At 40.9% G+C, this 24,187-nt stretch carries 19 protein-coding genes; 13 read left to right on the top strand and 6 right to left on the bottom strand.

Annotated elements, in window-relative coordinates; genetic code table 11:
* Window positions 1–93 precede the first annotated feature (93 nt).
* Genes AN389_RS13125 through djlA form a run of 3 tightly spaced genes read left to right on the top strand, consistent with a single transcriptional unit; the run spans window position 94 to window position 2,632 of the window.
* A complete protein-coding gene (locus AN389_RS13125; RefSeq protein ID WP_055018588.1) occupies window positions 94–1,095 on the top strand; it encodes an aminoglycoside phosphotransferase family protein in 1,002 nt (333 codons plus the stop codon).
* Complete coding sequence (gene murU, locus AN389_RS13120) at window positions 1,092–1,754, top strand: N-acetylmuramate alpha-1-phosphate uridylyltransferase MurU (protein WP_055016409.1); 663 nt, start codon at window positions 1,092–1,094, stop codon at window positions 1,752–1,754. The genes AN389_RS13125 and murU overlap by 4 nt, the downstream gene beginning before the upstream one ends.
* Before the next feature lie 17 nt (window positions 1,755–1,771).
* Complete coding sequence (djlA, locus tag AN389_RS13115; protein WP_055019985.1) at window positions 1,772–2,632, top strand: co-chaperone DjlA; 861 nt, start codon at window positions 1,772–1,774, stop codon at window positions 2,630–2,632.
* Here djlA and AN389_RS13110 read toward each other — a convergent pair.
* Both AN389_RS13110 and rluA read right to left on the bottom strand, forming a co-directional pair.
* Window positions 2,615–3,565: a DUF3530 family protein gene (locus tag AN389_RS13110; protein WP_082422764.1), complete on the bottom strand. Its 951-nt coding sequence runs from the start codon at window positions 3,563–3,565 to the stop codon at window positions 2,615–2,617. The genes djlA and AN389_RS13110 overlap by 18 nt on opposite strands.
* A gap of 81 nt (window positions 3,566–3,646) precedes the next feature.
* Window positions 3,647–4,300, bottom strand: coding sequence for a bifunctional tRNA pseudouridine(32) synthase/23S rRNA pseudouridine(746) synthase RluA (gene rluA, locus AN389_RS13105; protein WP_055016411.1), 654 nt, complete (start codon window positions 4,298–4,300; stop codon window positions 3,647–3,649).
* 136 nt (window positions 4,301–4,436) lie between these two features.
* Between rluA and AN389_RS13100 the strand changes: the two genes are divergently transcribed.
* Both AN389_RS13100 and AN389_RS13095 read left to right on the top strand, forming a co-directional pair.
* Window positions 4,437–4,664: a hypothetical protein gene (locus tag AN389_RS13100; RefSeq protein WP_055018589.1), complete on the top strand. Its 228-nt coding sequence runs from the start codon at window positions 4,437–4,439 to the stop codon at window positions 4,662–4,664.
* Window positions 4,664–4,951 (top strand): type II toxin-antitoxin system RelE/ParE family toxin, encoded by a 288-nt coding sequence (locus tag AN389_RS13095; RefSeq protein ID WP_055019984.1) that lies wholly within the window; start codon window positions 4,664–4,666, stop codon window positions 4,949–4,951. Before AN389_RS13100 ends, AN389_RS13095 begins: the two co-directional genes overlap by 1 nt.
* Window positions 4,952–5,056: 105 nt before the next feature.
* On the opposite strand, the gene rapA is transcribed toward AN389_RS13095, so the two are convergent.
* Window positions 5,057–7,951 carry an RNA polymerase-associated protein RapA gene (gene rapA / locus AN389_RS13090; protein ID WP_055019983.1) on the bottom strand — a complete coding sequence of 965 codons (2,895 nt, stop codon included), beginning with the start codon at window positions 7,949–7,951 and terminating at the stop codon, window positions 5,057–5,059.
* 306 nt (window positions 7,952–8,257) lie between these two features.
* Between rapA and AN389_RS13085 the strand changes: the two genes are divergently transcribed.
* The 3 genes from AN389_RS13085 (at window position 8,258) to AN389_RS13075 (ending at window position 14,402) form a co-directional block, all read left to right on the top strand.
* A complete protein-coding gene (locus AN389_RS13085; protein ID WP_055016415.1) occupies window positions 8,258–9,655 on the top strand; it encodes a PhoH family protein in 1,398 nt (465 codons plus the stop codon).
* 66 nt (window positions 9,656–9,721) lie between these two features.
* On the top strand, window positions 9,722–13,513 hold the full coding sequence (locus AN389_RS13080; protein ID WP_055019982.1) for a PAS domain-containing hybrid sensor histidine kinase/response regulator: 3,792 nt from the start codon (window positions 9,722–9,724) through the stop codon (window positions 13,511–13,513).
* Window positions 13,497–14,402, top strand: a complete 906-nt coding sequence (locus AN389_RS13075) for a diguanylate cyclase (RefSeq protein ID WP_055016417.1) — start codon at window positions 13,497–13,499, stop codon at window positions 14,400–14,402. The genes AN389_RS13080 and AN389_RS13075 overlap by 17 nt, the downstream gene beginning before the upstream one ends.
* A 90-nt stretch (window positions 14,403–14,492) precedes the next feature.
* Here AN389_RS13075 and AN389_RS13070 read toward each other — a convergent pair whose 3' ends face one another.
* Complete coding sequence (locus AN389_RS13070; protein ID WP_055016418.1) at window positions 14,493–14,873, bottom strand: DUF3192 domain-containing protein; 381 nt, start codon at window positions 14,871–14,873, stop codon at window positions 14,493–14,495.
* A gap of 214 nt (window positions 14,874–15,087) precedes the next feature.
* On the bottom strand, window positions 15,088–16,032 hold the full coding sequence (locus tag AN389_RS13065; RefSeq protein ID WP_055016419.1) for a D-2-hydroxyacid dehydrogenase: 945 nt from the start codon (window positions 16,030–16,032) through the stop codon (window positions 15,088–15,090).
* Window positions 16,033–16,461: 429 nt separating this feature from the next.
* On the opposite strand from AN389_RS13065, the gene AN389_RS13060 reads away from it, so the two are divergent.
* Both AN389_RS13060 and AN389_RS13055 read left to right on the top strand, forming a co-directional pair.
* Window positions 16,462–17,601, top strand: a complete 1,140-nt coding sequence (locus tag AN389_RS13060; RefSeq protein ID WP_055016430.1) for a 1-acyl-sn-glycerol-3-phosphate acyltransferase — start codon at window positions 16,462–16,464, stop codon at window positions 17,599–17,601.
* Between the two features lie 102 nt (window positions 17,602–17,703).
* Complete coding sequence (locus tag AN389_RS13055; RefSeq protein ID WP_055016420.1) at window positions 17,704–17,949, top strand: DUF1289 domain-containing protein; 246 nt, start codon at window positions 17,704–17,706, stop codon at window positions 17,947–17,949.
* A 15-nt stretch (window positions 17,950–17,964) separates the two neighbouring features.
* On the opposite strand, the gene AN389_RS13050 is transcribed toward AN389_RS13055, so the two are convergent.
* Window positions 17,965–18,663 (bottom strand): ABC transporter substrate-binding protein, encoded by a 699-nt coding sequence (locus AN389_RS13050; RefSeq protein ID WP_055019981.1) that lies wholly within the window; start codon window positions 18,661–18,663, stop codon window positions 17,965–17,967.
* A gap of 157 nt (window positions 18,664–18,820) precedes the next feature.
* On the opposite strand from AN389_RS13050, the gene AN389_RS13045 reads away from it, so the two are divergent.
* Genes AN389_RS13045 through AN389_RS13035 form a run of 3 tightly spaced genes read left to right on the top strand, consistent with a single transcriptional unit; the run spans window position 18,821 to window position 23,950 of the window.
* Window positions 18,821–19,024 carry a DUF3283 family protein gene (locus AN389_RS13045; RefSeq protein ID WP_055016422.1) on the top strand — a complete coding sequence of 68 codons (204 nt, stop codon included), beginning with the start codon at window positions 18,821–18,823 and terminating at the stop codon, window positions 19,022–19,024.
* Between the two features lies 1 nt (window position 19,025).
* Window positions 19,026–19,427 carry a GNAT family N-acetyltransferase gene (locus AN389_RS13040; protein WP_055016423.1) on the top strand — a complete coding sequence of 134 codons (402 nt, stop codon included), beginning with the start codon at window positions 19,026–19,028 and terminating at the stop codon, window positions 19,425–19,427.
* A 20-nt stretch (window positions 19,428–19,447) separates the two neighbouring features.
* Window positions 19,448–23,950, top strand: coding sequence for an EAL domain-containing protein (locus AN389_RS13035; protein ID WP_055016424.1), 4,503 nt, complete (start codon window positions 19,448–19,450; stop codon window positions 23,948–23,950).
* Window positions 23,951–24,187: the final 237 nt, after the last annotated feature.

The following is a 24,187-nucleotide window of genomic DNA, read 5'->3' as shown; positions in this document are numbered from 1 at the left end:
CTTAATGCTCTTTGGTTTATTATAAGCTAGACATAATAAAGGAAAACAATGGCAAATACAGTAATTGACCTATAAAAATAGACATCTTATATAATGACACGCTTTGATAATTTACAACTATTTATAAATACGCACTTTGATGCTAAACCACACTCCTTAGTAGCCATTACTGGGGATGCCAGCTTTCGCCGTTATTATCGTTTAAGCTGTGCTGGAAAAGCGTTTATAGTGATGGACTCCGACCCACAAAAAGTAAATAACGCGCCGTATATCTCTTTAAATAAAGTATTCACCGACAACGGCTTTTTACTACCCGAAATAATAGCAAGCGATGAAGAGCAAGGCTTTTTTGTGTTAAGTGACTTAGGAAATACCCACTTAGCCGATAAGCTTGATGAGCCAAATAGAGATGAATATTACAAGCAATTAATTTGTTTAGCGGCAAGCTGGGCCAACACGCCTGAATCAGCAGCTATGCAAAATTATAATAAAGAATTTATACATCTTGAGCTGAATATTTTTAGCCAATGGCTGGTGACAGATTTTATTGGCTTAACACTCAGTGCAGAGCAGCAAGCAATTTGGCAGCAAAGCTGTGAGCTATTAACGAACGCTATGCTAGCACAGCCTACGGTCACGGTTCATCGCGATTACCATAGCCGTAATATTATGTATAGCAATGAGCAGTGGGCAATTATAGATTACCAAGATGCCGTGCGCGGCCCGTTGTGTTATGACTTAGTGTCGCTGTTACGCGATTGCTATTTTAAGTTGCCACAAGCACAGCTTGATCAGCTGCTTGAGTACGGGTATGAAGAATTTACAGCGCAAAAATTAATAACAGATACTTCTTTTGAGCAGTTTAAACAGTGGTTTGATTTAACGGGTATTCAGCGTCATTTAAAGGCGGCGGGAATATTTTGCCGCCTCTATTTACGCGATGGAAAAACCGGTTACCTTGATAATATTTTACCTACGTTGGATTACATTGTTGATGTTGCCAAGTGCTACCCTGAGCTTGCAGCATTAAGTGAATGGGTAAGTAGCACTGTAATACCAAAGGTGACATTAAAACTTGCAAAGGAGCGCACATGAAAGCCATGATTTTAGCTGCCGGGCGAGGCCAGCGAATGATGCCGCTTACTCAAGCTATGCCTAAACCTATGCTAAAAGTGGCGGGTAAACCGCTGATTGAGCATCATATTAATAACCTCAAAGCCGCTGGCATTACTGACATTGTTATAAACCTAGCTTGGCAAGGGGATAAAATAAAAAGCTACTTTAGAAATGGCGCTGAGTTTGGTGTGAGCATTGAATATAGCCAAGAGGCTGAGGGCGGACTTGAAACCGCAGGAGGGATCATTCAGGCGCTGCCACTGCTTGGCGAGCAATTTATTGTAATTAATGGTGATGTATACACAGATTACGATGTGAATGCGCTTACACAATTGCACCTGCAAGATGGCGAGGCCCACATTGTGTTAGTCGAAAACCCTCCTCACAATGAAAAAGGGGATTTTGCGTTAAGCCACTTATCGGCTGAAAGTCAAAAGTATACATTTTCGGGAATCAGCCGTTACCAGGCAGATTTTTTCAAAGGGCTAGCGCCAGGTGTGCGCCCACTTGGACCAATATTGCGAGAAAAACTCGCTCAACATGTTATCTCAACTGAGCTTTATATAGGTCAATGGGACGATATCGGCACACCACAGCGACTCGCGCAGCTCAACGAGCGCATACAAAGCACACTTTAATAGAGGCAGTTAATTAGATGTGGGGAAAAATACTCGGTTTTTGTTTTGGCTTTATGTTTGGCAAGATTTTTGGCGCCATTTTAGGTTTATACCTCGGCCATTTATTTGATAAAAGCTTAAAAAACGATTTTGATAAAGCCGGGGGCTTTTCAGGTTTGTTTAAAGGTGATGATGTGAATGAGCGTCAGGCGTTGTTTTTTTCGAGCTGTTTTGCAGTTATGGGGCATATAGCAAAGTCGAACGGTCGCGTAAGCGAAGTGCACATAAAAGCGGCAAGTATGTTTATGGACGAAATGGGGCTAAAAGGCGATGAGCGCCGCGAAGCTCAACATGCATTTCAATCAGGTAAAGACAGCGACTTTTCGATTAAAGAAACGGTACATGACTTTAAGGAACGTTTTGCAAAACGTTACGATTTACTGCAATTGTTCTTAGAAATTCAAATTCAAATGGCATTTTCAGATGGTGTGCTCGCAGAGCAAGAAAAACAGCTGTTACAAGAGGTAAGTAAACAATTGGGTATTTCTAAAACCCATTTTGCTTTTATTCTTAAGCGCTACCAAGCTGAATTTAGTTTTAGACAGCAACAACAACAGTATAGGCAACAGCAGCAAGGTCAAAGTAGCGGTTACCGTGAAGGAACTGGCCATCATGTGCCCCCTAATAACAGCATGAACCGCTCCCAGGCCTTGGCTTTATTAGGGTTAAGTAGCGACGCGACGCAACGAGATATTAAAGTCGCGTATCGTAAATTAATGGCGCAGCATCATCCTGATAAATTAGTCTCTCAAGGGCTGCCTAAGCACATGATGGAAGTAGCTGTTAAAAAAAGCCAAGATATTCAAGCGGCTTACGAGTATTTAAAAAAGGCGGCGTAAAAAGCCGTCTATTATTTTGCTTAAGCGAGCATGCTGCTCTGGCGCATCGCGTAGGCCAAACAGTTGGCGCTGACGGTAATCAAATTTAGCATTACGATTTACCCAGCGCTGACGGTTTTTAAGGCTCATAAGTATATCGGTATTATCATTTGCATAGTAAATATCAAGCAAAGCGGGGGTCACTAGGGATGACGTTTGCGCTAAACCCTTATTGCGCTGTGTATTGGGTAAATAACTACTTAAACTTATAAACGCATCTATTCGCGAGTCAGGAAAGTTTGCATAGTATTCTAGCAATACTCCCGCACTGGTACCTTGTGCTATAACGACAATATTATTTGGCTCGCTCATCGCGTTTTGATAGAGCGCCTCATAACGCATTATTAAATTCGTTTTGTAGTTACTTAGTACCTCATCACTCACCAAATCAATGGCATTAACAAAATGTGGCTCTTGGGCTGCTGTGGCTGCATCGTCGCTGTTATTTTGCGCCGTTTCTGTAGGGGCTTCATTTTGCGCGGGCTTAGTTGATTGGGTCGCTGATTGTGCAGGCGCAGCCATGTTACTTGCTTGCCAATCTATATCGGGTACTGTCATGGCGTAGGTTGTGTAACCTAAATTAGTAAGCGCTTTTCGCAGGTAACTCATGCCAGCATTGCTGGTGGGGGTCGAGTTCCAATCAGGAATGAGTAATACAATGCCTCTAAACTCGCGGCTCATGTATTCGCTATACAAGCTTAAAAACTCTGTATCACCAGCAAGTATGGGTTTAATTTCATCATTGGGTAGTAGGCGTTTTATATCGCTATTTTCGATACTTGATAAAGCAGGCGGTGATATATGCTCTGCAGCACTGGCATAGGCGCTTAAGCATAACGCCGAGCAACAACATACACTGTGTAGTGTTTTTTTGATTAGCCGCGCAAATATCATAGTAAGCCCAAAACATAAGTAATAACTAAGTATCGGCGCGCTAAGGTAAAAGTTTAGTACTAACTTTGTGAGCTTTACCTATTAAAAATCGGGCTCTACCTCAAAGGTCATTACTTGCTCGGTCACGGGGTGTTTTAGTTGCAACATTTGTGCATGCAGTTGTAAACGTGGTGCCGCGGCTAGGGCCTCTTTATGGGCATAAAGTCTATCGCCCAGTATTGGGTGGCCAAGGCTTAGCATGTGCACGCGTAATTGGTGTGAGCGCCCTGTAATTGGCGTGAGCTCTACACGTGTTGCGTGCGCTTCTTTTGCCAGTATTTTAAAGTGAGTGAGCGAGGGCTTACCGTTTTCATGATCAACCATTTGCTTAGGGCGATTAGGCCAATCACATATAAGGGGTAAATCAACCGACCCAGTATCTTGCTCAAGTTGGCCGTAAACACGTGCAATATAGCGTTTTGCCGTTTCACGCTCTTGAAACTGCATACTTAAATGCCGATGCGCAGCCTTATTCATAGCAAGGCAAAGTATGCCTGAGGTTGCCATATCTAGGCGGTGCACTATTTTAGCTGTAGGAAAAACACGGTTAACGCGATTAATTAAGCTATCGGCATGTTTTGGATCTTTACCTGGGACGGTTAAAAGTTCGCTGGGTTTATTAACGATGAGCAAGTCGTCATCTTGGTGCAGTATTGTTAAATACGGACTCATTGGGGGATTGTAATTAACTAACACGGCCGACCTCAGTAATTTTGCAGGGCGCTATTTTAGTGGAGCGAGCGCAAAGCCTCAAGGGAAAAGGTAAAAGTTTAATTGCATGCTTTTTAATCTGGTGTAAAATTACACCAACCTAAAGTTATGGGAACATATTATGGCAAGGCAAAGTATTTCACTTACTGAACAAAATGATTTATGGCTACGTAATCACGTTGAAAACATAGGTGATTATGCTAATAAAAGTGAATTGGTGAACGATTTAATTCGCCGTGCAAGAAGGGCTGAAGCTATAAACAGTAAGCTTGCTAACGCAGAAAAAAGCGATTTTAACGCTCAATCTGCCGATCAAATGTTAGTAGAATTTAAAGCAAGCATTAAGTAGTGCGCACATTTAAACTTTCAAACGATGCCAAAGAGGATTTACGTCGCATTTATCAATATGACTGTCACGCATTTTCACAACAGCAAGCGGATAATTATTTTTATAGTTTCTTCTCTATGTTTGAAAAACTAGCAGCAAATCCTTATTCATACCAATCAGTTGATCATATACGCACAGGCTATCGACGTGCCGTTTGTGGCTCAGATAGCATTTATTACAGAATTACAGAAACTGATGTTGAAATAATGGCTATATTAGGTGGCCAAGATACTGATGAGTGGTTGTAGAGGTGAATGTAAAAAGCACGGCCTGTAAACCGTGCTTTTAAAATTGTAGTTTAGCTACACCTGATCTAACGACTGACAGCTATAAACTGAAAGCTCAAAAAAACCTTAGTGCGAAACCACAATTAAACGTATTGCATCAAGCTTTAACTGGGCTTTTTGAATATGCGTTGTCAGCTCGCTGCGCTGCTTATCGAAGAAGGTAATTTCTTCTTGGCGAATATTAGGGTTAATTTGCTTAAGCGCTTCAAGGCGGGCTTGTTCTTCGCCTAGGGTGCTTTGCATTTTTTCAAGTGACTCACTGCGTATAACCTCAAGCTGCTGCTGCGCCATGTCTTTTGCGGTGTTGATCATTGGATGAACCGCACCTTGTAAAGCACCTGCTAATTTACTTGCTGTTTGGCGACCAACGGCTGAAAGCTGCTGGTTAAAGCTATCAAACGCTACATTTTCACCTAGGTTATTACTGGCTTTATCAAGCAATATGCGAATAGGCGTTGGTGGTAAAAAGCGTCCTACTTGCAGGGCTTTTGGTGCCATTGCTTCGGCTACAAAAATCAGCTCAACAAAAAAGGTGCCTGGCGGCAATTTTTTGTTTTTAAGCAAAGCAACCGATGCGCTACCAAAGTCATCATCACAAATCATATCCATGGTGCCCTGCACCATAGGGTGATCCCAGCTAATAAAGTGGACATCTTCTTGCGAAAGGGCGGTGTCGCGGTCAAATGTCACCGTCATGCCATCATCTTTTAAGCTTGGGAACGATGCACTTAGCATATGCTCTGTTGGCTTTAAAATAATGGTGTTTTCGCCTTTGTCTTCTTGGCTTACGCCAAATGTGTCGAATACGTTGATCATGTAACTTGGTAACTCAAATTGGTTATCAAGTGCTTCAATTTCTTCTACCAATGAATCAGCAGCACCTTGGCCAGATGAATGTAGCTCTAATAGGCGGTCACGGCCACTTTCCATTTGCTTGCGTAGCACGGCATTTTGTTTGGCTACTTGCTCAAGTAGGGGGTCGAGCTCTTCTTCATCACAATTATGAGCAGCAATGTAGTCAAGTAGGTCTTCACTAAATTCTTTATACAATAACTGGCCAGTGGTTGATGTGCTTTCAAATGCATCAAGGCCTTCGTTGTACCAACGCAGTAATACTTCTTGCGCTGTATTTTCAAAATACGGCACATGAATATTAACATCTTTTGTTTGCCCAATACGGTCTAATCGACCGATACGTTGTTCAAGTAAGTCAGGGTTTAGTGGTAAATCAAATAACACTAAGTGATGTGAAAACTGGAAGTTACGTCCTTCTGAGCCAATCTCTGAACAAAGCAGTATTTGTGCGTTGTCGTATTCATCAGCAAAAAAGGCTGCCGCGCGGTCGCGCTCTATAATCGACATGCCCTCATGGAACACAGAGGCTTTTATTGCTTCACGCTCACGCAAAATTTGCTCAAGGCTGATAGCGGTTTCGGCTTTGGCACAAATAAGCAGTACTTTTTCGTGCTTTAGGGTCTTAAGTGTGTCGATTAACCAATCTACACGTGGATCAAATGCACCCCAGCTAGCACTTTCACCTTCAAACTCTTGAAATATTTTTTCAGGGAATAGCGCGCGTTGTGCGCTTAGCTCTGCACTTTGTATACCGCTCATGCTGCCAAGTACCGACATGGCTGTTTTATATTGCTTTGGCAGTGCCATTGGATAAGCATGTAATTTACGGCTAGGGTAGCCATCAATTCCGCTGCGGCTGTTTCTAAATAAAATACGACCTGTGCCGTGACGGTCAAGCAGCATGTTAAGTATTTCTTTACGCGCCGGTAAATCACCTTGCTGCGCTTTTTCAAGCACATCGGTAATATCGGTTTCTTTTAATAGCTCAATGAGTGTGGCTTTGGCTGCATCATCAAGGGCCTGCGCTTGCAGTAGCTGATTAGCCGCTTCGGCAACGTCTTTATAGTTTGCTTCTTCTTCTTTGAATACGTCGTAGTCGTAAAATCTATCTGGGTCGAGCAATTGTAAGCGGGCAAAGTGGCTACGGTGGCCAAGTTGGTCAGGCGTTGCTGTTAATAAAATAAGCCCCGGAATATCTTGGCTAAGTTCAGCCATGCGTTGATATTCGGTGCTTGGTTTTCCGTTATTAATGCTTAAGTGGTGCGCTTCATCAACAACGAGTAAATCCCAATCAGCCAATGTGGCTTGTTCAAACCAGCGTTTTTTCTTGGTTAAAAACTCAAGGCTGGTAAGTACTAACTGCTCGGTATCAAATACGTTTGGTGAGTCGGCAAAGGCTTCATCGCAACGCTCTTCATCAAAAATAGAAAAACGTAAATTAAAGCGGCGTAGCATTTCTACTAACCATTGGTGTTGCAGGTTTTCTGGCACCACAATAAGTACACGGCTTGCTCTGCCGCTAATGATTTGTTGGTGTAGTATCATGCCTGCTTCAATGGTTTTACCAAGACCTACTTCATCTGAGAGAAGTACACGTGGGGCAAAACGTTTACCTACTTCTTGTGCAATATAAAGCTGATGCGGAATAAGGTTAGCACGCTGGCCAATTAAGCCCTTTATAGGCGATTGCTGGCGTTCAAATTGGTGTTGCCAAGTTTGGTAACGTAAGGTGTAGCGATCAAAACGATCTACTTGGCCTGCGAATAAACGATCTTGTGGCTTATTAAACTTAATAAAATGATCTAAAAAGGTCTCTTTTAGCTTTGCTTCTTCGCCGGTATCAACGCGCGTACCCACGTAGCAAAGCAGTTCACCTTGCACTTCAATAGACTCTACTTCTAATTCCCATTCTTCAACGCTTTTGATCACATCACCTGGATTAAATGCCACACGGGTAACCGGTGCTTCTGCTGTAGAATAAACACGGTTTTCACCACTGGCAGGAAATAAAATGCTGACCTGGCGGCCTTCAATGGCAACTACGGTGCCTAATCCTAAATCTGACTCTGTATCACTGATCCAACGCTGACCTAAGGAAAAATTCATGTATGTCTCGTCTATGAAGAAAAAGGCGGCTATGTTACCTGTTACATAACACCACTGCAAGGCGCTATTTGGCTCACTTTTAATTAATTTTATAAGTGCGAATTAATCCCATTAACAGTGCTAACAAATGGCTCTTTTTTAGGTAAATAAAAACTATATTGTGTTTGTAATAAAACGGACTTTTATGACAAATAGACTAAACTTAGATTATGCCTTAGCAATTAAGTATTGCAGGTTTGAATTAAGGCCCGTTTTACTTAGTTATTTTGGTATAGCATAAAAATCATAAAACGTAAGGAAAGTGCTATGGAAAAAGCTTCGAACCTTGAAAGTAAAATGTATGTGCTAGACACCAATGTATTACTCCACGAACCCCTCGCTTATTTGTCTTTCCAAGAACATAACGTTGTTATTCCCATGACTGTCTTAGAAGAGCTTGATCACATTAAAGACAGAAAACACGACGTAAGCCGCGATGCACGAGTGGCTATTCGTGGTTTAGATGAGGTATTAAAAAATGCCACACCAGAGCAAATGTTGCAGGGTGTTGCGTTGCCTAGTAATAAAAAGGCAAAGGCTGATTCAACCGGCACGCTCATTATTGTAAATGACCACCTTTTTGCAGATTCTATTTCTGGTTTACCGGGGGATGAAAACGACCACCGCATTATTAACTGTGCCGTGTATTTACAAAAGCAGCACAGCGATTCAAAAATTGTATTGGTGACAAAAGATATAAATATGCGCCTTAAAGCCAAGGGGGCAGGCCTTAAATATGTTGAAGATTACCGTACCGACCAGCTCATTGATGATATTGCTTTATTAACCAGTGGCTATAAAAAAATAGAAGGAGACTTTTGGCAGCATGTAGGGCAATGCGAAACTCTGCAGCATGGCCGTGATACTTTTCATTATGTGGCTAAAAACTTAATCCCAGATGTGTTTTGCAATGAGTATATACTTGATGGCAGTGAGCACTTTGCTGCGCGGGTCAAATCGTACGATAACGAACGTATTAAATTAAAAGATATTAGTGTTGAGCGTTTAATGCACCAGCAAGCGTGGGGAGTTAAACCTAAAAATATTTACCAAGGTATGGCACTCGACGCCTTATTAGACCCCAGCATTGAGCTGGTTATTTTAACCGGCCCAGCAGGGTGCGGTAAAACATTACTGGCACTGGCCAGTGCGCTTGAAATGGTGATTGAACGTGGGATTTATGACAAGGTTATCGTTACGCGAAATACCCCAGAAATAGCGGAGTCTATCGGTTTTTTACCAGGAACCGAAGAAGAGAAAATGGCGCCATGGTTAGCGGCAATTACCGATACGCTTGAGGTGTTACACAAAGGCGATGAAAACCCAATTTCTAGCCGTAACTACATAATGGAAAAAGCTAATGTGCAGTTTAAGTCGGTTAACTTTATGCGTGGCCGTAGTATTCAAAACGCGGTGGTAATTTTGGATGAAAGCCAAAATTTAACTGCATCTCAGCTTAAAACCATTATTACCCGTTGTGGTGAAGGAACAAAACTAATCTGTAGCGGTAATTTAGCACAAATAGACAGCAATTATTTAACCCCTGTGACCTCCGGTCTTACTTATATTGTGGAACGCTTTAAAGACTTTGAAGGCAGTGCGACGGTGAATTTAAATGGCGTAGTGCGCAGCCGTTTGGCCTCCTTTGCAGAAGAAAATTTATAACTTGCGCAGAACAATTTGGCCCGATAGTCTAGTGGCTGACTATCGGGCCAAAACTTAGGCAAAACGTTGAAATTTTTACCTCTAAAAGACTATTACCGCTCTTTATCTGTAGCGTTGTTTGTTCCCTTATTTGTGGCATTTTTATTGTGCTTGCATTTGTATAATATAAAAGTTGATCGCGCCATAGAAAAACGTCAAGCCGATTTTGAGCAAGTGTCAGCTCAAGTTAGTCATATCATGAGCTCGGTAAATGACTTTTTCGACAATGCCTTTATATCGTATCAACAACTGGGTGTTGAGCAATTTAATCGAAACTTACTTGAAGGTATAAATCAATACGACAATTACTACTACCGCCATTTTAGCGAACGCCGAGGTGAAATAGTGGGTAAAGGGCAGTTTGCTTTTTCTAACCGTGCGTTGATTCAGTGGCAGCAAGCTACAACCCTTAGTCCGACTTTTAATACTGCCTTATCGCTTATGCAATCCTTATCAGCCGTTGCCTATGTCGATGAAGCGGGGTTTGCGTATGTTGTGAGGCGTAACAAAAGCCAAAGCACCATGCTCAATAAAATTTTAAATGGTAGTTTTAAGCCCGCATTTTCACCTGATCAGCTTACCTCCAGCCCCATAGTAAAAATACGCGATAGCGCCTACTTTGCTATTGGCCGTAAAAAGCAGCCTAACTCGTCCAGCTACATCATTTTAATTTATGATTTAGAAGCTATGTCTGACTGGCTTAAAAAAGTAGCACCAAGCGAAGGCGAATATGTATTTATGAACCAGTCGCATCAAGTTATAGCCAGCTCAGTAAAACAATTAAACGAAGCCACAGCATTAAAAGACTATTGGCCTGAGCTTGCTCATGATAATGACAAAATAAACCTAGCCAATAACACACACGCACAGTTTTTTATGCAAGCAATGGGGAATTTGCCCATTCATGCCGCCTTTTATGAGCCGCAAATAAACGTCATCACGCCAATTAAGTATGAGGTACTTTTGGAGTTTGTATTTTTAACGTTATTTTTAAGCTTAATGTTTGCTGTGTTTTTTTGGCTAAGCCAGCGTATTTTTGTAAGGCCAATGACGCATTTAATGCAATATTTTGAGCAAAATGATGCCCCTAAAGCCGCCCTTTCTAATTATCCCATTCCTTTAAATTGGCAGCCTTGGTTTTCTCGGGTTAAATATGTATTTGATAAAAATGCACAGTTAGTCGAGTCGTTACAAGAGGCTAATAAAGAGCTCGATGAGCAATTACAGCTGCAATCACAAAAGCTAAAACGCAGTTATGAAGCAAAAGAGCGGCATTTGGCATTATTAAATACCATGCTAAATAGTGTGCCTGATCTTATTTACTTTAAAAATATTGATGGTTCTTTTTTAGGCTGTAATAAAGCTTTTGAAGCTTATGTAGGAAAAGAGCAAGCAATTTTAGTCGGTAAACGTATTGAAGATTTAGACAGCGACGATTTACAGTTAAGCCTACTTGAAAAGCAAGTTTTGCAAACAAAAAGTAGCATTGAACAACGCATAGATAGCACCGACAAATCTTATCAATTAACGATTGCGCCATTTTATAATGAGCACCAACATTTATTGGGCACTATGGGGATTGGGCGAGACATTACTGAACAGCAACAAACTTTATCGGCTTTAAAAGCCTCAGAATCTAAGTTTAGAAGCGCGATAGAATTTGCAGCAAACAGCGTGGTGCTGCTCTCGCTTGAACACACCATATTGCAGGTTAATAAAGCGGCTCGTAAGTTGTTTTCACAGCAAGATATTTTAACTGGTGAGCCACTAAAAATGTTATTTGATGAAGCGCAGTGGCAAGAAATAAAAAATGCGCTTTGCCATTTATTAGATGATAAAAAGCGGGTCTACCATTTAACGCTCTCGCAAGGAAAACTAACAAATTGGCTGCAGCTAAGTGTGTCGTTGGTGTGGGATGAAAATCGGGACCCTTCTTATTACGTTATTCATATTCAAGATGTCAGTGCGCTGACTAAAGCAAAGCATGATGCAGAGCGTGCAACAATAGCCAAAAGCCGCTTTATCGCTAACTTAAGCCATGAGATACGCACGCCTCTAAACGCTGTGTTAGGGCTATTAGATATGATAGTGGAACAGGGATTAACAAATAAGCAATTGCAACAAACTAAGCAAGCTAAAAACGCGGCGCAAAGCTTATTGTTAATGCTAAACCGGATGCTTGATTTTGCCCGTGTTGAGAGTTCGCAAGCACAAATTAAACCGGTGCCTTTTTGTTTAGTTGAACTGATTGATATTTGTGAGAGCTTAACAGCGCCACTGTGTGAAAATAAAGGGTTAAGCTTTAATATTGAAGTAGACCCACTCATAACTCCCGCGCTCGTTGGTGACTCGATCCGTTTACAGCAAATATTAGGTAACTTACTCACTAATGCCGTTAAGTTTACTAATAAAGGCAGTATTACCTTAAAATTGGTACTTGAAGAAGATGATGCTTTAGATAGGCAGCGTATATCTTTTCATGTCATAGACAGTGGGGTGGGGATTGCCAAAGCAGACCAACTGCGACTGTTTGATGCGTTTACTCAAGGGGATGAATCATCTACACGTATCCACCAAGGAGTAGGGCTTGGTTTGGCCATAGTAAAGCATGGCGTTGCATTGATGGGCGGCGAAATTGCTATTAATAGTGATAAAGGCCATGGCTGTGAGTTTTACTTTACTTTATCGCTTGCAGTAGATACGGCTAAAAATAGTGTATTTATGCCTGATACATTAGCTGTTGTGAGCGATGAGACAGCACAACTAAACGAGGTTGTTAATGCTTATTCGCAAGTGGCTGCTATTCACTTAGAAGAGGCAATACGCTACCCAATAAAGCTTGCTGACGCCCAGCAACTGATTATTGATGAAAGTACGTTGAACGATTTATTAAATGTTGAATCTATAAACGAAACGCTCAGCGCCAACGCATACCCTGTGGTTGTCGTTAATCATGAGCACACATTAGCATTGCCTTGTACTACCCAAATCAACGCACAGCATGTTAAAGCCTCAGCGTTAGCACAACGATTAATGAGCTTAAACGCGAATGCGGGGGATGAACACGTTGCATCAGCCAGCAATCATGAAGCGCTAAAAAAAGATATATCGGGTTTACTTATCATGGCGGTTGATGATAACCCACTTAACTTAGACATTATTAGCAGTGTATTAAAGCAAGCCCAAGTTAATGTAGTTACAGTCACCAATGCCCCCGAGGCAATAGAGCTGCTACAAATATTAAAGCCGGATTTAATTTTGATGGATGTGCAAATGCCGCATATTGACGGTTGCCAAGCAACACAATTAATTCGCCAACAGTTTGACGCACGCCAACTGCCTATTTTTGCTTTAACAGCACATTGTGAGCCTGCAGATGTTGAGCGCTCTCTTAATAGTGGTATGAATAAGCATTTAACAAAACCTGTGGTAGCTAAGGTTTTGATAGATGCAATTAGGGACGTAGACTTTACAAAACCTAAGTTTTACGACCAAAACTTTGCGCTTACCCAGTTTAATTTTGATGAAACTTTACTGGCAACTATGGTCGGGAAGTTTGCAAAGTTATGTGACACCCAATTACAGCAAATTGAGGAAAATACCCAGCGGGATGAAGTGGTACGCTTAGTGCATAGCATAAAAGGGGTTGCGGGTAACTTAGGGTTTATTAGGCTTTCACTGTGTGCAAAACAATGTGAAGCGCATCTTAAAACAACTAACGAGCCTGTTCAGCAAAGTTTAAAAGAGCTGATCACACAGCTAAAACAAGTGATTATATTTATTGAAACCTTAGGGGGACGGGATGCCGAAAAAAGCTAAAATACTGATTGTGGATGATGATCCTCTTAATCGGCTTGTGCTTGAAAAAACACTGGGCACGGAGCATGACGTATTTTTAGTCGAAAGCGGCGAAAAAGCGCTCACCTTTATTAAATTAAATCAGGTCGATTTAATTATTTTAGATGTGGTAATGCCAGGCATTGATGGTTACGAAGTGCTTGTGCAGCTTAAAGAAAACCCTATTACGCAATCTATCCCTATCGTGTTTATATCGGCTAATAATAGCCACACCGATGAAGCCAAAGGCCTTGAGTTAGGTGCAATGGATTACATCACTAAGCCCTTTAATGCATCTATAGTAAAAGTGAGAGTTCGTAATCAATTACTTATTAAGCAAAAAAATGATTTGCTTGAGATGCTTGCCTCCATTGATGGCTTAACAGAAATACCCAACAGGCGTTATTTAGACGAAAACCTCTCTCGCGAATGGCGCAGAAGCAAACGTAATGGCTCATGCTTATCTGTTTTATTAATGGATATCGATCACTTTAAACGCTATAACGACTGCTATGGACATCGTGCTGGTGATGAGTGTTTAAAGCAGGTTGCGCAAGCCTTAGCAGCGCAATGTGAGCGTAGTACTGACTTTATAGCGCGTTACGGGGGGGAAGAGTTTGCAGCGGTCTTACCCGATGTTAATAAACAACAGGCATTAGCCTTTGCACAAAAGCTAAGAAAAGCGGTAAACAATTTAAATATAGAGCACAAAGCATCTTTAAATGCAGATCATATTACAATTAGTATTGGTATTGCGAGTATGGAAAACGGCAACGCCAGTGCCGAGCAGGCTTTACTTGAACAAGCTGACCTAGGGCTATATGCCGCAAAAGATGCAGGTCGTGATCAGGTGGTTGCGCTTAACTTGTAATATGGCTGTGTTTTCACAAAGCCTTGTTTAAATCGGCCCCACACATTATGTTATTACCGAGCGGGGCAACTATATTTTACTAGCACGTTGTTATTTGGTGATCATACCCAGCGCGCTTTCACCAATACCCACCAGTTTATCATTTTTAAACACCAACGGTGTGCACTCATCTTTTGTTGTTTTTCCATCAGAGTGAATACTATGCGTCATGTAATAAAGTACCTGATACACATCACCGTCTTTTTTTAACAGTTCGGTAAAGCTTGGCGTTTTTAATTGTGCTAAAACAGATTGGTAGCTGCTATCCATTTTTAGATCGGCAATTGCTTCGCGGTTTTTTTTATGATGCTGTTGCCAACTTGATGAGTCATTCCCTGCCCAGTGCGTTTCTGCTTCGCCATCTGATACGGCAATAACACAACCGGTTAGAAACGGGGCAATAAGTGCTGCAGCTAAAAGTGATTTTTTCATTGTTATAGTCCTTGATGAGTTTTAATTTAATTATTTACTCATTCAAGGCAAGTAGTAGGCCAATATAACAAAGATTTAAAATTCAATAGCTTATGATTTTGTGACTATTTTTAAATGATGAATTATAAAAATCATTAGTAAAAACAGCCACTTTTTAGTTTTTTTAACGATTAGGCTAATTTAGGTCAATTAAATATAGTATAGCCAAAATACGTTACACTAAACGATTACGAGATTCACCGTTAGTAAAGGCTGCTATGTTTAAGCTCACCTCATTAATTAAGCGTACGATTGACTCTGTGCTTGCCCAGGCTATGTGAGGGGTAAGCAGCAAGTTTTCGCCGGTGTAATTTGCTAGTGGGTTGGTGAGCTCTGCTGGCTCTTTTGTTAGTACATCAACGCCTGCTCCAGCAATTAAATTTTGCTCAAGCGCTGTTACTAGGTCGGCTTCGTTTATAATGCCACCGCGGGCGGTATTAATAATAATACTGCTGGGTTTCATCATTTTTAGCTCATCTAACGAAATTAAATCGCGTGTCTCATCAGTTAGCGGGCAGTGCACGCTAATTATATCAGCGGTTTTTAATACTTCTTCGAAAGGTGTGCGGTCTTTCCTACAAGGCGCACCTTTACGCTCTGCCACCACTACATTTGCGCCAAATGCTTGTGCTACTGTGGCTACACCTTTACCCAGCGTGCCGCCACCTATAATGGCAAATGTTTTACCTTGTAAATCATTAAAGCTGTAGTCTAATCTGCAAAACATTTCGCTTTTTTGCCATGCACCTTGCTGACAATCGCGTTGATAGCGATGCGTATTACCTAATAAATTAGTTACCAACGAAAACGTGTGCTGTACAACCGAAGGGGTTGAGTAGCCTGCTACGTTGGTAACGGCAATACCAAATTCTTCAGCGGCGTTTAAATCAACATTATTAGTGCCTGTTGCACTTACGCATATAAGCTTAAGTGTTTTAAGTTGGCTTATCGTATCGCGATTTAGCACAACCTTGTTGGTAATAAGGACGTCCGCGCCTTGGCTGTGAGCAACAACTTGCTCAGGTGAGGTAAGTTCGTAAGTCGTTAGCTCACCTAGTTCTTCAATGCAAGTTAACGAGGTTTTAGCTAAAGTAGCGTTATCGAGAATGGTGATTTTCATTGTGTGTCCTATCTAAATGCGTACCGTAAAATGACAAGAGTGTTTAAGGTACTACGAATACACACTTATGTTAATGCTATTACTACCAAATGCTTAGTACAAAAAGTCAGGCTATTGATAAAAGTCTAAATTGGCTGGTCTGCCCACTCAAATATAAATAACATGATATTTTAGCGGGCTATATCGCTGGGGCCTGTTTTTATTTTGAGGTTGAACTTACTTACCCATGAAAGGTCAGCAAGCCTTATTAAAGTTGATAAGACTAAAAAACAATGCACCAACTTCTTTTTGCGTGGTCATAAACTGAAATGGCTCGCAAATAAGCATAACCAATTGGCTATTTCTTATTTAAGAGTGGCTGAGTTATAATCAAAATTATATATAAACGGTACGTTTTGCGTGCCGTTTTTTAACATTGTAGATGCAGTAATGAGTGAATTAGAAGATAAGTACGCAGACATAAGACCTTACAACGACGACGAAGTTGCGGCCTCGCTAGCGCGTTTAATTAACGATAATGCGTTTATTGATGTAATAGCAAAGTACAACTTGCCGCGCTTTATATCGGCTATACCTTTTATTGCTCGCGCACTGGTGAGAAGCCAGTTACGAAAAAAATGGGGTAAATTTACGAGCGTTGAAGATGTGCAAAACGAAGTTGCAGAGTATTTAGATAAACTTATAAAACGCACTACCTCAAAAGTCACCTTTTCGGGTTTAGATAAATTAGACCCACAGCAGGCGTATTTATTTATATCAAACCATCGCGACATAGTGCTGGATCCTGCACTAGTGAACTGGGGGTTGTATCAGCACAATATGAAGACGGTGCGCATAGCAATTGGCGATAATTTATTGCAAATACCCTATATCACCGAGCTGATGCGTTTAAATAAAAGCTTTATCGTTAAGCGCTCAGCCAAAGCACCTAAAGAGATGCTTAAGGCGCTTACGCAGTTATCATCATATATTTATGACTCGTTAGCGGCAGGAAACTCTATTTGGATTGCCCAAAAAGAAGGCCGTGCAAAAGATGGATTTGATCAAACAGATCCTGCGCTTCTAAAAATGCTGCAACTGAATGGCCGTAAACAAAAGAAAGAGTTTGGTGAGTACATTAAAGAGTTAAAAATTGTTCCGGTGTCTATTTCTTACCAGTATGAGCCTTGTGCAATTTCTAAAGCAAAAGAGCTTTACCATAAACAGCAACATGGTGAATACGTAAAATCAGCTGGCGAAGACATTGCAAGTATTGTTGAAGGGTTTAGCTCTGCCAAAGGGCATGTACACTTAGCTTTTGGAGAGCCAGTGCAAAGCGGCTGCGATGATGCCGATGAGCTAGCGCAAACAATTGATAAGCACATTGTTGAGTCTTTTTACTTACACCCAGGTAATTACATTGCCGGTGGTTGCAAGCAAGCAGTAATTAATGAGCCGGATACCGCCACCTTTGAGCAGCGTTTAGCCTTGGTGCCTGAAGAGCTAAAGCCACTTGTTTTAGCCATGTATGCAAAGCCATTTCAACGTAAAGCTGAAATCACAAACAAAGCATGTAAGGAAAGCCATTAGGCAGCTTCGTTGGCGTAAAAAAAGCAGCGTAAACGCTGCTTTTTTTTTGTACATAAATAACGCTATACTCGTACAAAGTAATTAATCTACTTAGGGGGCACAATGCAACAAATTGAAATATTTGATATTCCAAGCCCCTGTAAAAGTATTTGCCAAGTAAATAACCGAGGCTATTGTAAAGGTTGCTACCGAAGCCGGGATGAGCGCTTTAATTGGAACACATTAACCAACGCGCAAAAAAAGAAAGTACTTAGCTTATGCCAGCAGCGCTACAAACGGTATTTGCAAAAGCGCCAAGCAGCCCAATCTCAAACTACTTTGGACAAACAACAAGGCTTTGAATTTTAAACCTAGTGTGACTTATTAATATTTTAAATTATACTTTGCACGCAACGCGCGAGTAGTACCGTTATTGTGCAATTTATTTAAAGCATTCAATAATTTACTTACCAAAGCCGCGTGCTTTTTATGTACATAATGATAGAGCGAAAACGTACTTAGCAGCTGGGTTTGCATGCACGTCTCAGGCAGGGCAAAGTTATCGGCTTTAAGTACAAAATCGAGCATAATTACCCCCTCAACTTTATGTTGGGCTAGTAGGTTAAGTTGGGTTGTAATATTTTTTACTTCAATAATATTGCCGTTAAATTTTTGCTCTTTCAAATAATGGTTTTGAACCGGATAACCCGACAAAACCGCAATACTATCGAGCTTATCGAGAGTATTGGGTTGGCAGTTTTTAAATAGCAAAAGCTTATAGTCAAACAGCGGATAGTTAATTCTAATTAGGTTTTGATTATCTGCTTCTATGCTTATGTCACGCCCAAGTTGGCCGTCTAACACCCCATTATTGGCTGCTAATAATGCATTTTGGCGATTAAAATCAATTATGTGTACTTCGTAGTTAAGTTCTTTATAGGCTAATGTGAGTAAAGCGAGCGCATAGCTTGCTTGAGCTGAGTCGGCGGGGCGGTTAAATATAACGCTATTGTGATTGGCGAGTGTGATTTTACTAAAAAATAAAACGACTAATAAAAACAAAGCATTGGGTTGTATCTGCAAGATTACTTCCGTTTAAAATGGGGATAGGGACAAATGATCGTCGCAAATAATAACAAAATAGTCTGCTTTTTGCCCATGTTTGTTGCTTTTTAAACAGTAAATAGTATCAAATATACGTATAATAAATGCGGATAATTAACCGTACTTAGGAGTGGTTGTGAGTTTTAACTTATGTGCTTTACCTCGAGAGCAAAAATACCAGATTCAATTAGATTACGAGGCATCATTTTGGGCTTATCAAATTAAACGTAATAAAAAAACACGTGAACAAGTTTACAACACCATTCATAGCCGCCCGGTGGCTGAGCAAGCATTTTTAAAGCAACAGTTTGAGCAGTATTTGGCGTTAATGCTAAGCTAGTATGTACACAGTACAAATATTAGACGCACTTAAAACTCCATTAGTTAATAAGTTTTATGCACAGTATAGCGTAAGAGGGCGTGCCAATAAGCAAGATCAGGTTTGGGTTGTTTACAAAGGAATGCACATAGTTGCGGCGTGTCGGATTCAAAATAAACACGACTTCTTATTTTTATCGACCGTATTTGTTGCCCCTCAGCATCGTAGTAAAGGGCTGGCAACACAACTTGTAAGTGCTGCAGTAAAACACCAGCCCCTACCACTTTACACCTTTGCTTATAAAAGTATTACAGCTTTATATATGGGCCTTGGTTTTAACCAGGTATTAACATATACTCCTGGTTTAAAAGCACTTTTTGATATTTATGCTCATCGAAATATAGTTGCTCTCGAATACCTATAACAAAAACAACGGACCAAGCCATGAGTAAAGGCGTTAACGGGATCATTAGTTGCTTTATAGCTTTAATTGCTATATTTAGTTGCCAAGTGGGCGCACAAGTAAAGCGTTTATCTCCCAGCGAGGGCCTTTCGCAAAGCTATGTGAATACTATGCTGCTTGATAATAACGGTTATTTATGGCTCTCTACGGAAGGGGGGTTAAATCGTTACGATGGCTACCAAGTTGTTTCAATTAACGGCCCTAATGGCGAGCTTGAAGAAGCTATTATTGATTGTGTTTATCAAGACCCCGCGGGCAATATTTGGATAGCTTCTTTACTCGCTGGTTTATTCAAATATGACCCCACTACTGATACCTACCAGCAGTTTATTTCCCAGCCTACCAGCGAAAAACAAATTTTAAGCCAATCGGTATTTAGTATGGTCGCTGTTGATGACAAGACTTTGTGGATTGGGCGTGGACGCGATTTTGCTAAATTAGATATCGAAACAGGTAAAATAACGAGCTTATTTGAGTTGCCTAAAGAATACGAAAACACCTTAGTAAGAGAGCTTTTTCATCATAATGGGTATATTTTTATAGGTACTAGCCATGGCGCGTTTGTATTTGATATTGCTTCTGAGCAAATTAGAGCGTTGCAGCATTTAAAAAGCAAAGCTGAACATATTTACCAAAACAACGTAAAGTCGTTTTCTGTAATAGAAAACAACCAGTTGCTAGTTGGTACCGTCAAGGGGTTATATCAAGTTGATATTAGCGATTTGCCGGGCATGTTTGAACGTCCCGACTTAGCATTTAAAAACAAAGCCATTATTGCCGATTTAAATGTATGGCGCATTATTAACGAAGGCGAAGAGCTAGATCTAGCGACCAATAAAGGGCTTTTTAGATTTAATTTAAATACGAAAGAGTTAGTAAAAAACACCCGTATAACGCAAAGTAAATACAGCCTATCTGATACCAGTATGATAGACATGGTTAAAGATAAATCGGGTGGCTATTGGCTAGCTACAAAAACCGATGGTGCATTTTATCTGTCTAATAATACCTACCACTTTAGCAATATAGATGGTAGCCAACTGGGGGGGGATGGCCTTTCTCATCCTTCGGTTTGGGGCATTACGGAGTACGATAACAGTCTGTGGCTTGCAACACACAATGGCTTAACTGAAATTGACTTGAGTACTCACACCAGCAAGGTTTACTTAAAAGACTATAAAGTCGACTTATTGACTACTGAATTTAGCATTTATGAAGCTATTCCCTACAAAGATAAGTTATGGTTACATACAAACAGAGGGTTATTTGAATTTGACCCTGTAACCCATCAAATTAACGAGCCAACCTTAAGTAATCCTAGCAATAGAGACTTAATACAGGGTTGGGTGCATGGTGTCACTTTAATGCCAAACGGTGATTTATACTATGTGCACTCGGATCATGGCATGTTTAGATACAATATCGACACCCAGAAAGTCACCCGATTAGAAGGGGCTTTTAGCAAAATAGAACCGTTTTTGGCGCACGGTTTTTCGCCAGCGCTGGCAACCAAGCCCGATATGCCACTGTTTTTTAATGCGGGTATTTTGTACCAAGTAAATCCAACCACATTAACGTTAAACACCATTTATAAAGTGCCAAAACAACACGACAATGTGGCTATTAATGTGCTTTCTTACGTGGTAGATAACAATGGTATTTTATGGATTTCGCTTTCTAACTTTGGCTTGATAGGACTTGATGCTAAAAGCTATGAGTTAGTGCACACCGTTGATTTAGAAAAAAACAAGCTAGGTACCTTACTTTACGACATGGTACTGGATGATGATGGTATGATTTGGATGAGTAGTCATAAAGGTATATGGCGACTAAACCCAGAAACACTTCATTTTCAGCAGTTTTCTACATCAGAAGGACTGCTTTCAGCTGAGTTTAACAGCAGTGCTATGGCGCACCTAAAAGATGGCCGAATTGCCTATGGTAGCTTAAAGGGCATTACGTATTTTCATCCAATGGAAAATCAAAATTACCATTCATTAATTGACCACGTAAATATCACTCGGGTTGATTTAATGTCGCGTGATTTATCTATCGATTTAAAACAGCCACTCAATGAAATAGTACTCAATCATGATGATATCGGTTTAGAAGTGGCGTTTTCAGCAATGGCGTTTAGCTATCAAGAGCGCATAATTTATGAGTATCAGCTTGATGATGGGCAAAAAACGTACACGCGTAATAATAATCGGGTGTTATTTCCAAAATTAAACCCAGGTAATTACCAATTAAAGGTATGGGCTAAAGACCCGCTTACAGGCGAGTATACTCCGCCTGCAGTATTAAAAATTCGTGTTAAGTATCCACTGTGGCGAGCACCGTATTTTATAGTGCTTTATGCTATTTTGTTTATAGCATTTATTGCTTTTTGGGTAATGCGCCGCAACAAAGTTCAGCGCATCTTATTAGCGGCAAATAAAGAAAGTAAAGAAAGTGAAGCGCGCTTAAAATTAGCCTTAGAGGGAAGTGAATCAGGTATGTGGGATTGGCAGTCAACATCCAGTAGTATTTACCAACCTCGCTTATGTAATGAACTTGGGTATGATCAAGAAAGTGTAAGCCTAGATGATTACCTCGCTAAAATTCACCCGCAAGATAAAGCGCTTTTTAGATTAGAATGGTTAGAGTTTCTATCAACCGACAAAGGCTACTTTAATTGCACCTATCGCTTACGCCACGCTAAAGGCTATTGGCGTTGGTATAAAGATTTTGGCAAAGTGGTGGAGTGGAGCGGTCAGGCTCCTAAAAAAGTAGCGGGTACTTACACCAATATGACCCGCGAGATGGTGTTTGAAGAGCATGCGCGTTTGTTTACCGCAGCATTTGAGCAAACACGTGATTGGGTGTTTATTCTTGATAAAAACTTTACGGTTCGCGCCTCAAACAAATCATTGCAAACGGCCTTTAACTTTCCGAGTGAGCCACGCTCTAGCCGTGCCCTTAATTTAGGTATATCGCGAAGCAACCGCTTTGACTACCTGCGGATAATGCAAAAACTTAATGTAGGTGAGCACTTTTCGTGTGAAGACTTAGTTACCCTCGCCAGTGGCGAGCAGCGCCATGTATTAGTAAAAATCAGTGCAGTGGCCGACACAGAACATCGCTTAAGCAGTTACGTTATTATTTTAACCGATATTCATGCACAAAAATTGGCCGAAAATGAGCTACATATTTTAGCTAATTACGATTCCTTAACCGGTTTACCTAATCGCATGCTGTTTAACGACAGGGTTGAGCATGCTATTGAGCAAGCACAAAATCATCAATGCAAAGTCGCTATGCTGCATGTAAATATTAAGCGGTTTAAATACTTTAATGATTCATTTGGACGTGAAGCGGCGGATGAGCTAATAAAGCAAGTGGCTAAGCGCATTAAACGCGCATTACGCCCATCAGCCAGTGTGGCCCGCTTTGGCGGCGATGAATTTGTTGTGCTGGTGGAAGATGTGCAACAAATTGAAGAAGTGCTACTTATTTGCTCTAAATTGATAGACTCTGTCAGCCAAAATATGGAATTTAATGGCCAGGTGGTAAACGTTAATTTAAGCATAGGTGTTGCAATAGCACCTGATGACGCTCTCGATCACGCAGCGCTTTTAAAAGCTGCGAGTATCGCGCTGTATCATGCAAAAGAGTCCCTCGAAAGTAGTTATAAGTTTTACAAGCAGGAGATGAACCAACATGTACAAAAAGCACTGCATTTAGAGTCGTTGCTCACTAAAGCATACCAAGAAGAACAGTTTTGTAATTATTATCAGCCCATAGTGAATGCGCGCACTCAGCAAACCGAAGGCTTTGAAGTGTTATTGCGCTGGCCTGAAAACACGCTAGTGCCAACGCAAGAATTTTCTTTAGCGGCTGAGAGCATTGGCTTAATAACAAAAATAATGCTGCAGACCTTTACCCGTGCGTTACAAGCGCTTAAACAATGGCGAGAAATATCGCCACAATTGTACTTGTCGATTAACCTCTCTGCGCTTGATTTTGAATACGAAGAGCTGGTAACTGAAATCCATAAGGCACTTACAAAGGCTGATGTACCTTCAGACGCGATAGTGTTTGAAATCACTGAGTCTATTTTAATGCGCGACTCAAAACGAGCACTACATAGTATGGAAATGCTGAAAAAACTTGGCTGTAAACTCTACATGGATGACTTTGGTACAGGCTATGCCTCACTCACGTATTTAAAACGTTTTCCTATTGATGTATTGAAAATAGATAGAAGCTTTGTGCAAGATATTGGTGTGGACTCTGATGATGAAGCGATTATTCAATCAACGCTCACCTTAGCGCATAGCCTAGGTAAAGAGTGTGTGGCTGAAGGCATTGAAAACACACAACAACTACAGTTTTTAAATCAGTTAGGCTGTAGGCATTTTCAGGGCTATTTATTTAGTAAGCCAGTACCAAAAGAAGCTGTTCCCGCACTGATCAAACAAGATTGGAGTAACATATTTAATTAGGGCGTGTTGAACTTTGGTGGTTGAATTTTCAGCAGTTGTTTGGTTTTTAGGCAAGCCAGAGCCTATGAAGTGTGGTTACTCCCCATAAATAGGCGATAACGCAGCATAAATGCCAAACATGCGCTGCCCTTCGGGTTCTGCCTAGGGTCGATAAACTCTTTGTTGCCTACATGGATGTAGGTAAGGGGCGTGAGCAGGACGCGGAAGCTTTACTCGGTTTTTACTTATTCTTACATG

Source organism: Pseudoalteromonas sp. P1-7a (genome assembly GCF_001401855.1).
In the GTDB taxonomy this organism is placed as follows: Bacteria; Pseudomonadota; Gammaproteobacteria; order Enterobacterales; family Alteromonadaceae; genus Pseudoalteromonas.
The sequence above is the reverse complement of the archived record's forward strand: the minus strand, read 5'-3'. Positions and strand labels throughout refer to the sequence as shown.

Excerpts from the sequence above, each read along its gene's own strand:
- AN389_RS13125 (WP_055018588.1), top strand. The coding sequence starts at position 94 with ATGACACGCTTTGATAATTTACAACTATTTATAAATACGCACTTTGAT.
- murU (WP_055016409.1), top strand. The coding sequence starts at position 1,092 with ATGAAAGCCATGATTTTAGCTGCCGGGCGAGGCCAGCGAATGATGCCG.
- djlA (WP_055019985.1), top strand. The coding sequence starts at position 1,772 with ATGTGGGGAAAAATACTCGGTTTTTGTTTTGGCTTTATGTTTGGCAAG.
- AN389_RS13110 (WP_082422764.1), bottom strand. The coding sequence starts at position 3,565 with ATGATATTTGCGCGGCTAATCAAAAAAACACTACACAGTGTATGTTGT.
- AN389_RS13100 (WP_055018589.1), top strand. The coding sequence starts at position 4,437 with ATGGCAAGGCAAAGTATTTCACTTACTGAACAAAATGATTTATGGCTA.
- rapA (WP_055019983.1), bottom strand. The coding sequence starts at position 7,951 with ATGAATTTTTCCTTAGGTCAGCGTTGGATCAGTGATACAGAGTCAGAT.
- AN389_RS13085 (WP_055016415.1), top strand. The coding sequence starts at position 8,258 with ATGGAAAAAGCTTCGAACCTTGAAAGTAAAATGTATGTGCTAGACACC.
- AN389_RS13075 (WP_055016417.1), top strand. The coding sequence starts at position 13,497 with ATGCCGAAAAAAGCTAAAATACTGATTGTGGATGATGATCCTCTTAAT.
- AN389_RS13070 (WP_055016418.1), bottom strand. The coding sequence starts at position 14,873 with ATGAAAAAATCACTTTTAGCTGCAGCACTTATTGCCCCGTTTCTAACC.
- AN389_RS13065 (WP_055016419.1), bottom strand. The coding sequence starts at position 16,032 with ATGAAAATCACCATTCTCGATAACGCTACTTTAGCTAAAACCTCGTTA.
- AN389_RS13060 (WP_055016430.1), top strand. The coding sequence starts at position 16,462 with ATGAGTGAATTAGAAGATAAGTACGCAGACATAAGACCTTACAACGAC.
- AN389_RS13055 (WP_055016420.1), top strand. The coding sequence starts at position 17,704 with ATGCAACAAATTGAAATATTTGATATTCCAAGCCCCTGTAAAAGTATT.
- AN389_RS13040 (WP_055016423.1), top strand. The coding sequence starts at position 19,026 with ATGTACACAGTACAAATATTAGACGCACTTAAAACTCCATTAGTTAAT.
- AN389_RS13035 (WP_055016424.1), top strand. The coding sequence starts at position 19,448 with ATGAGTAAAGGCGTTAACGGGATCATTAGTTGCTTTATAGCTTTAATT.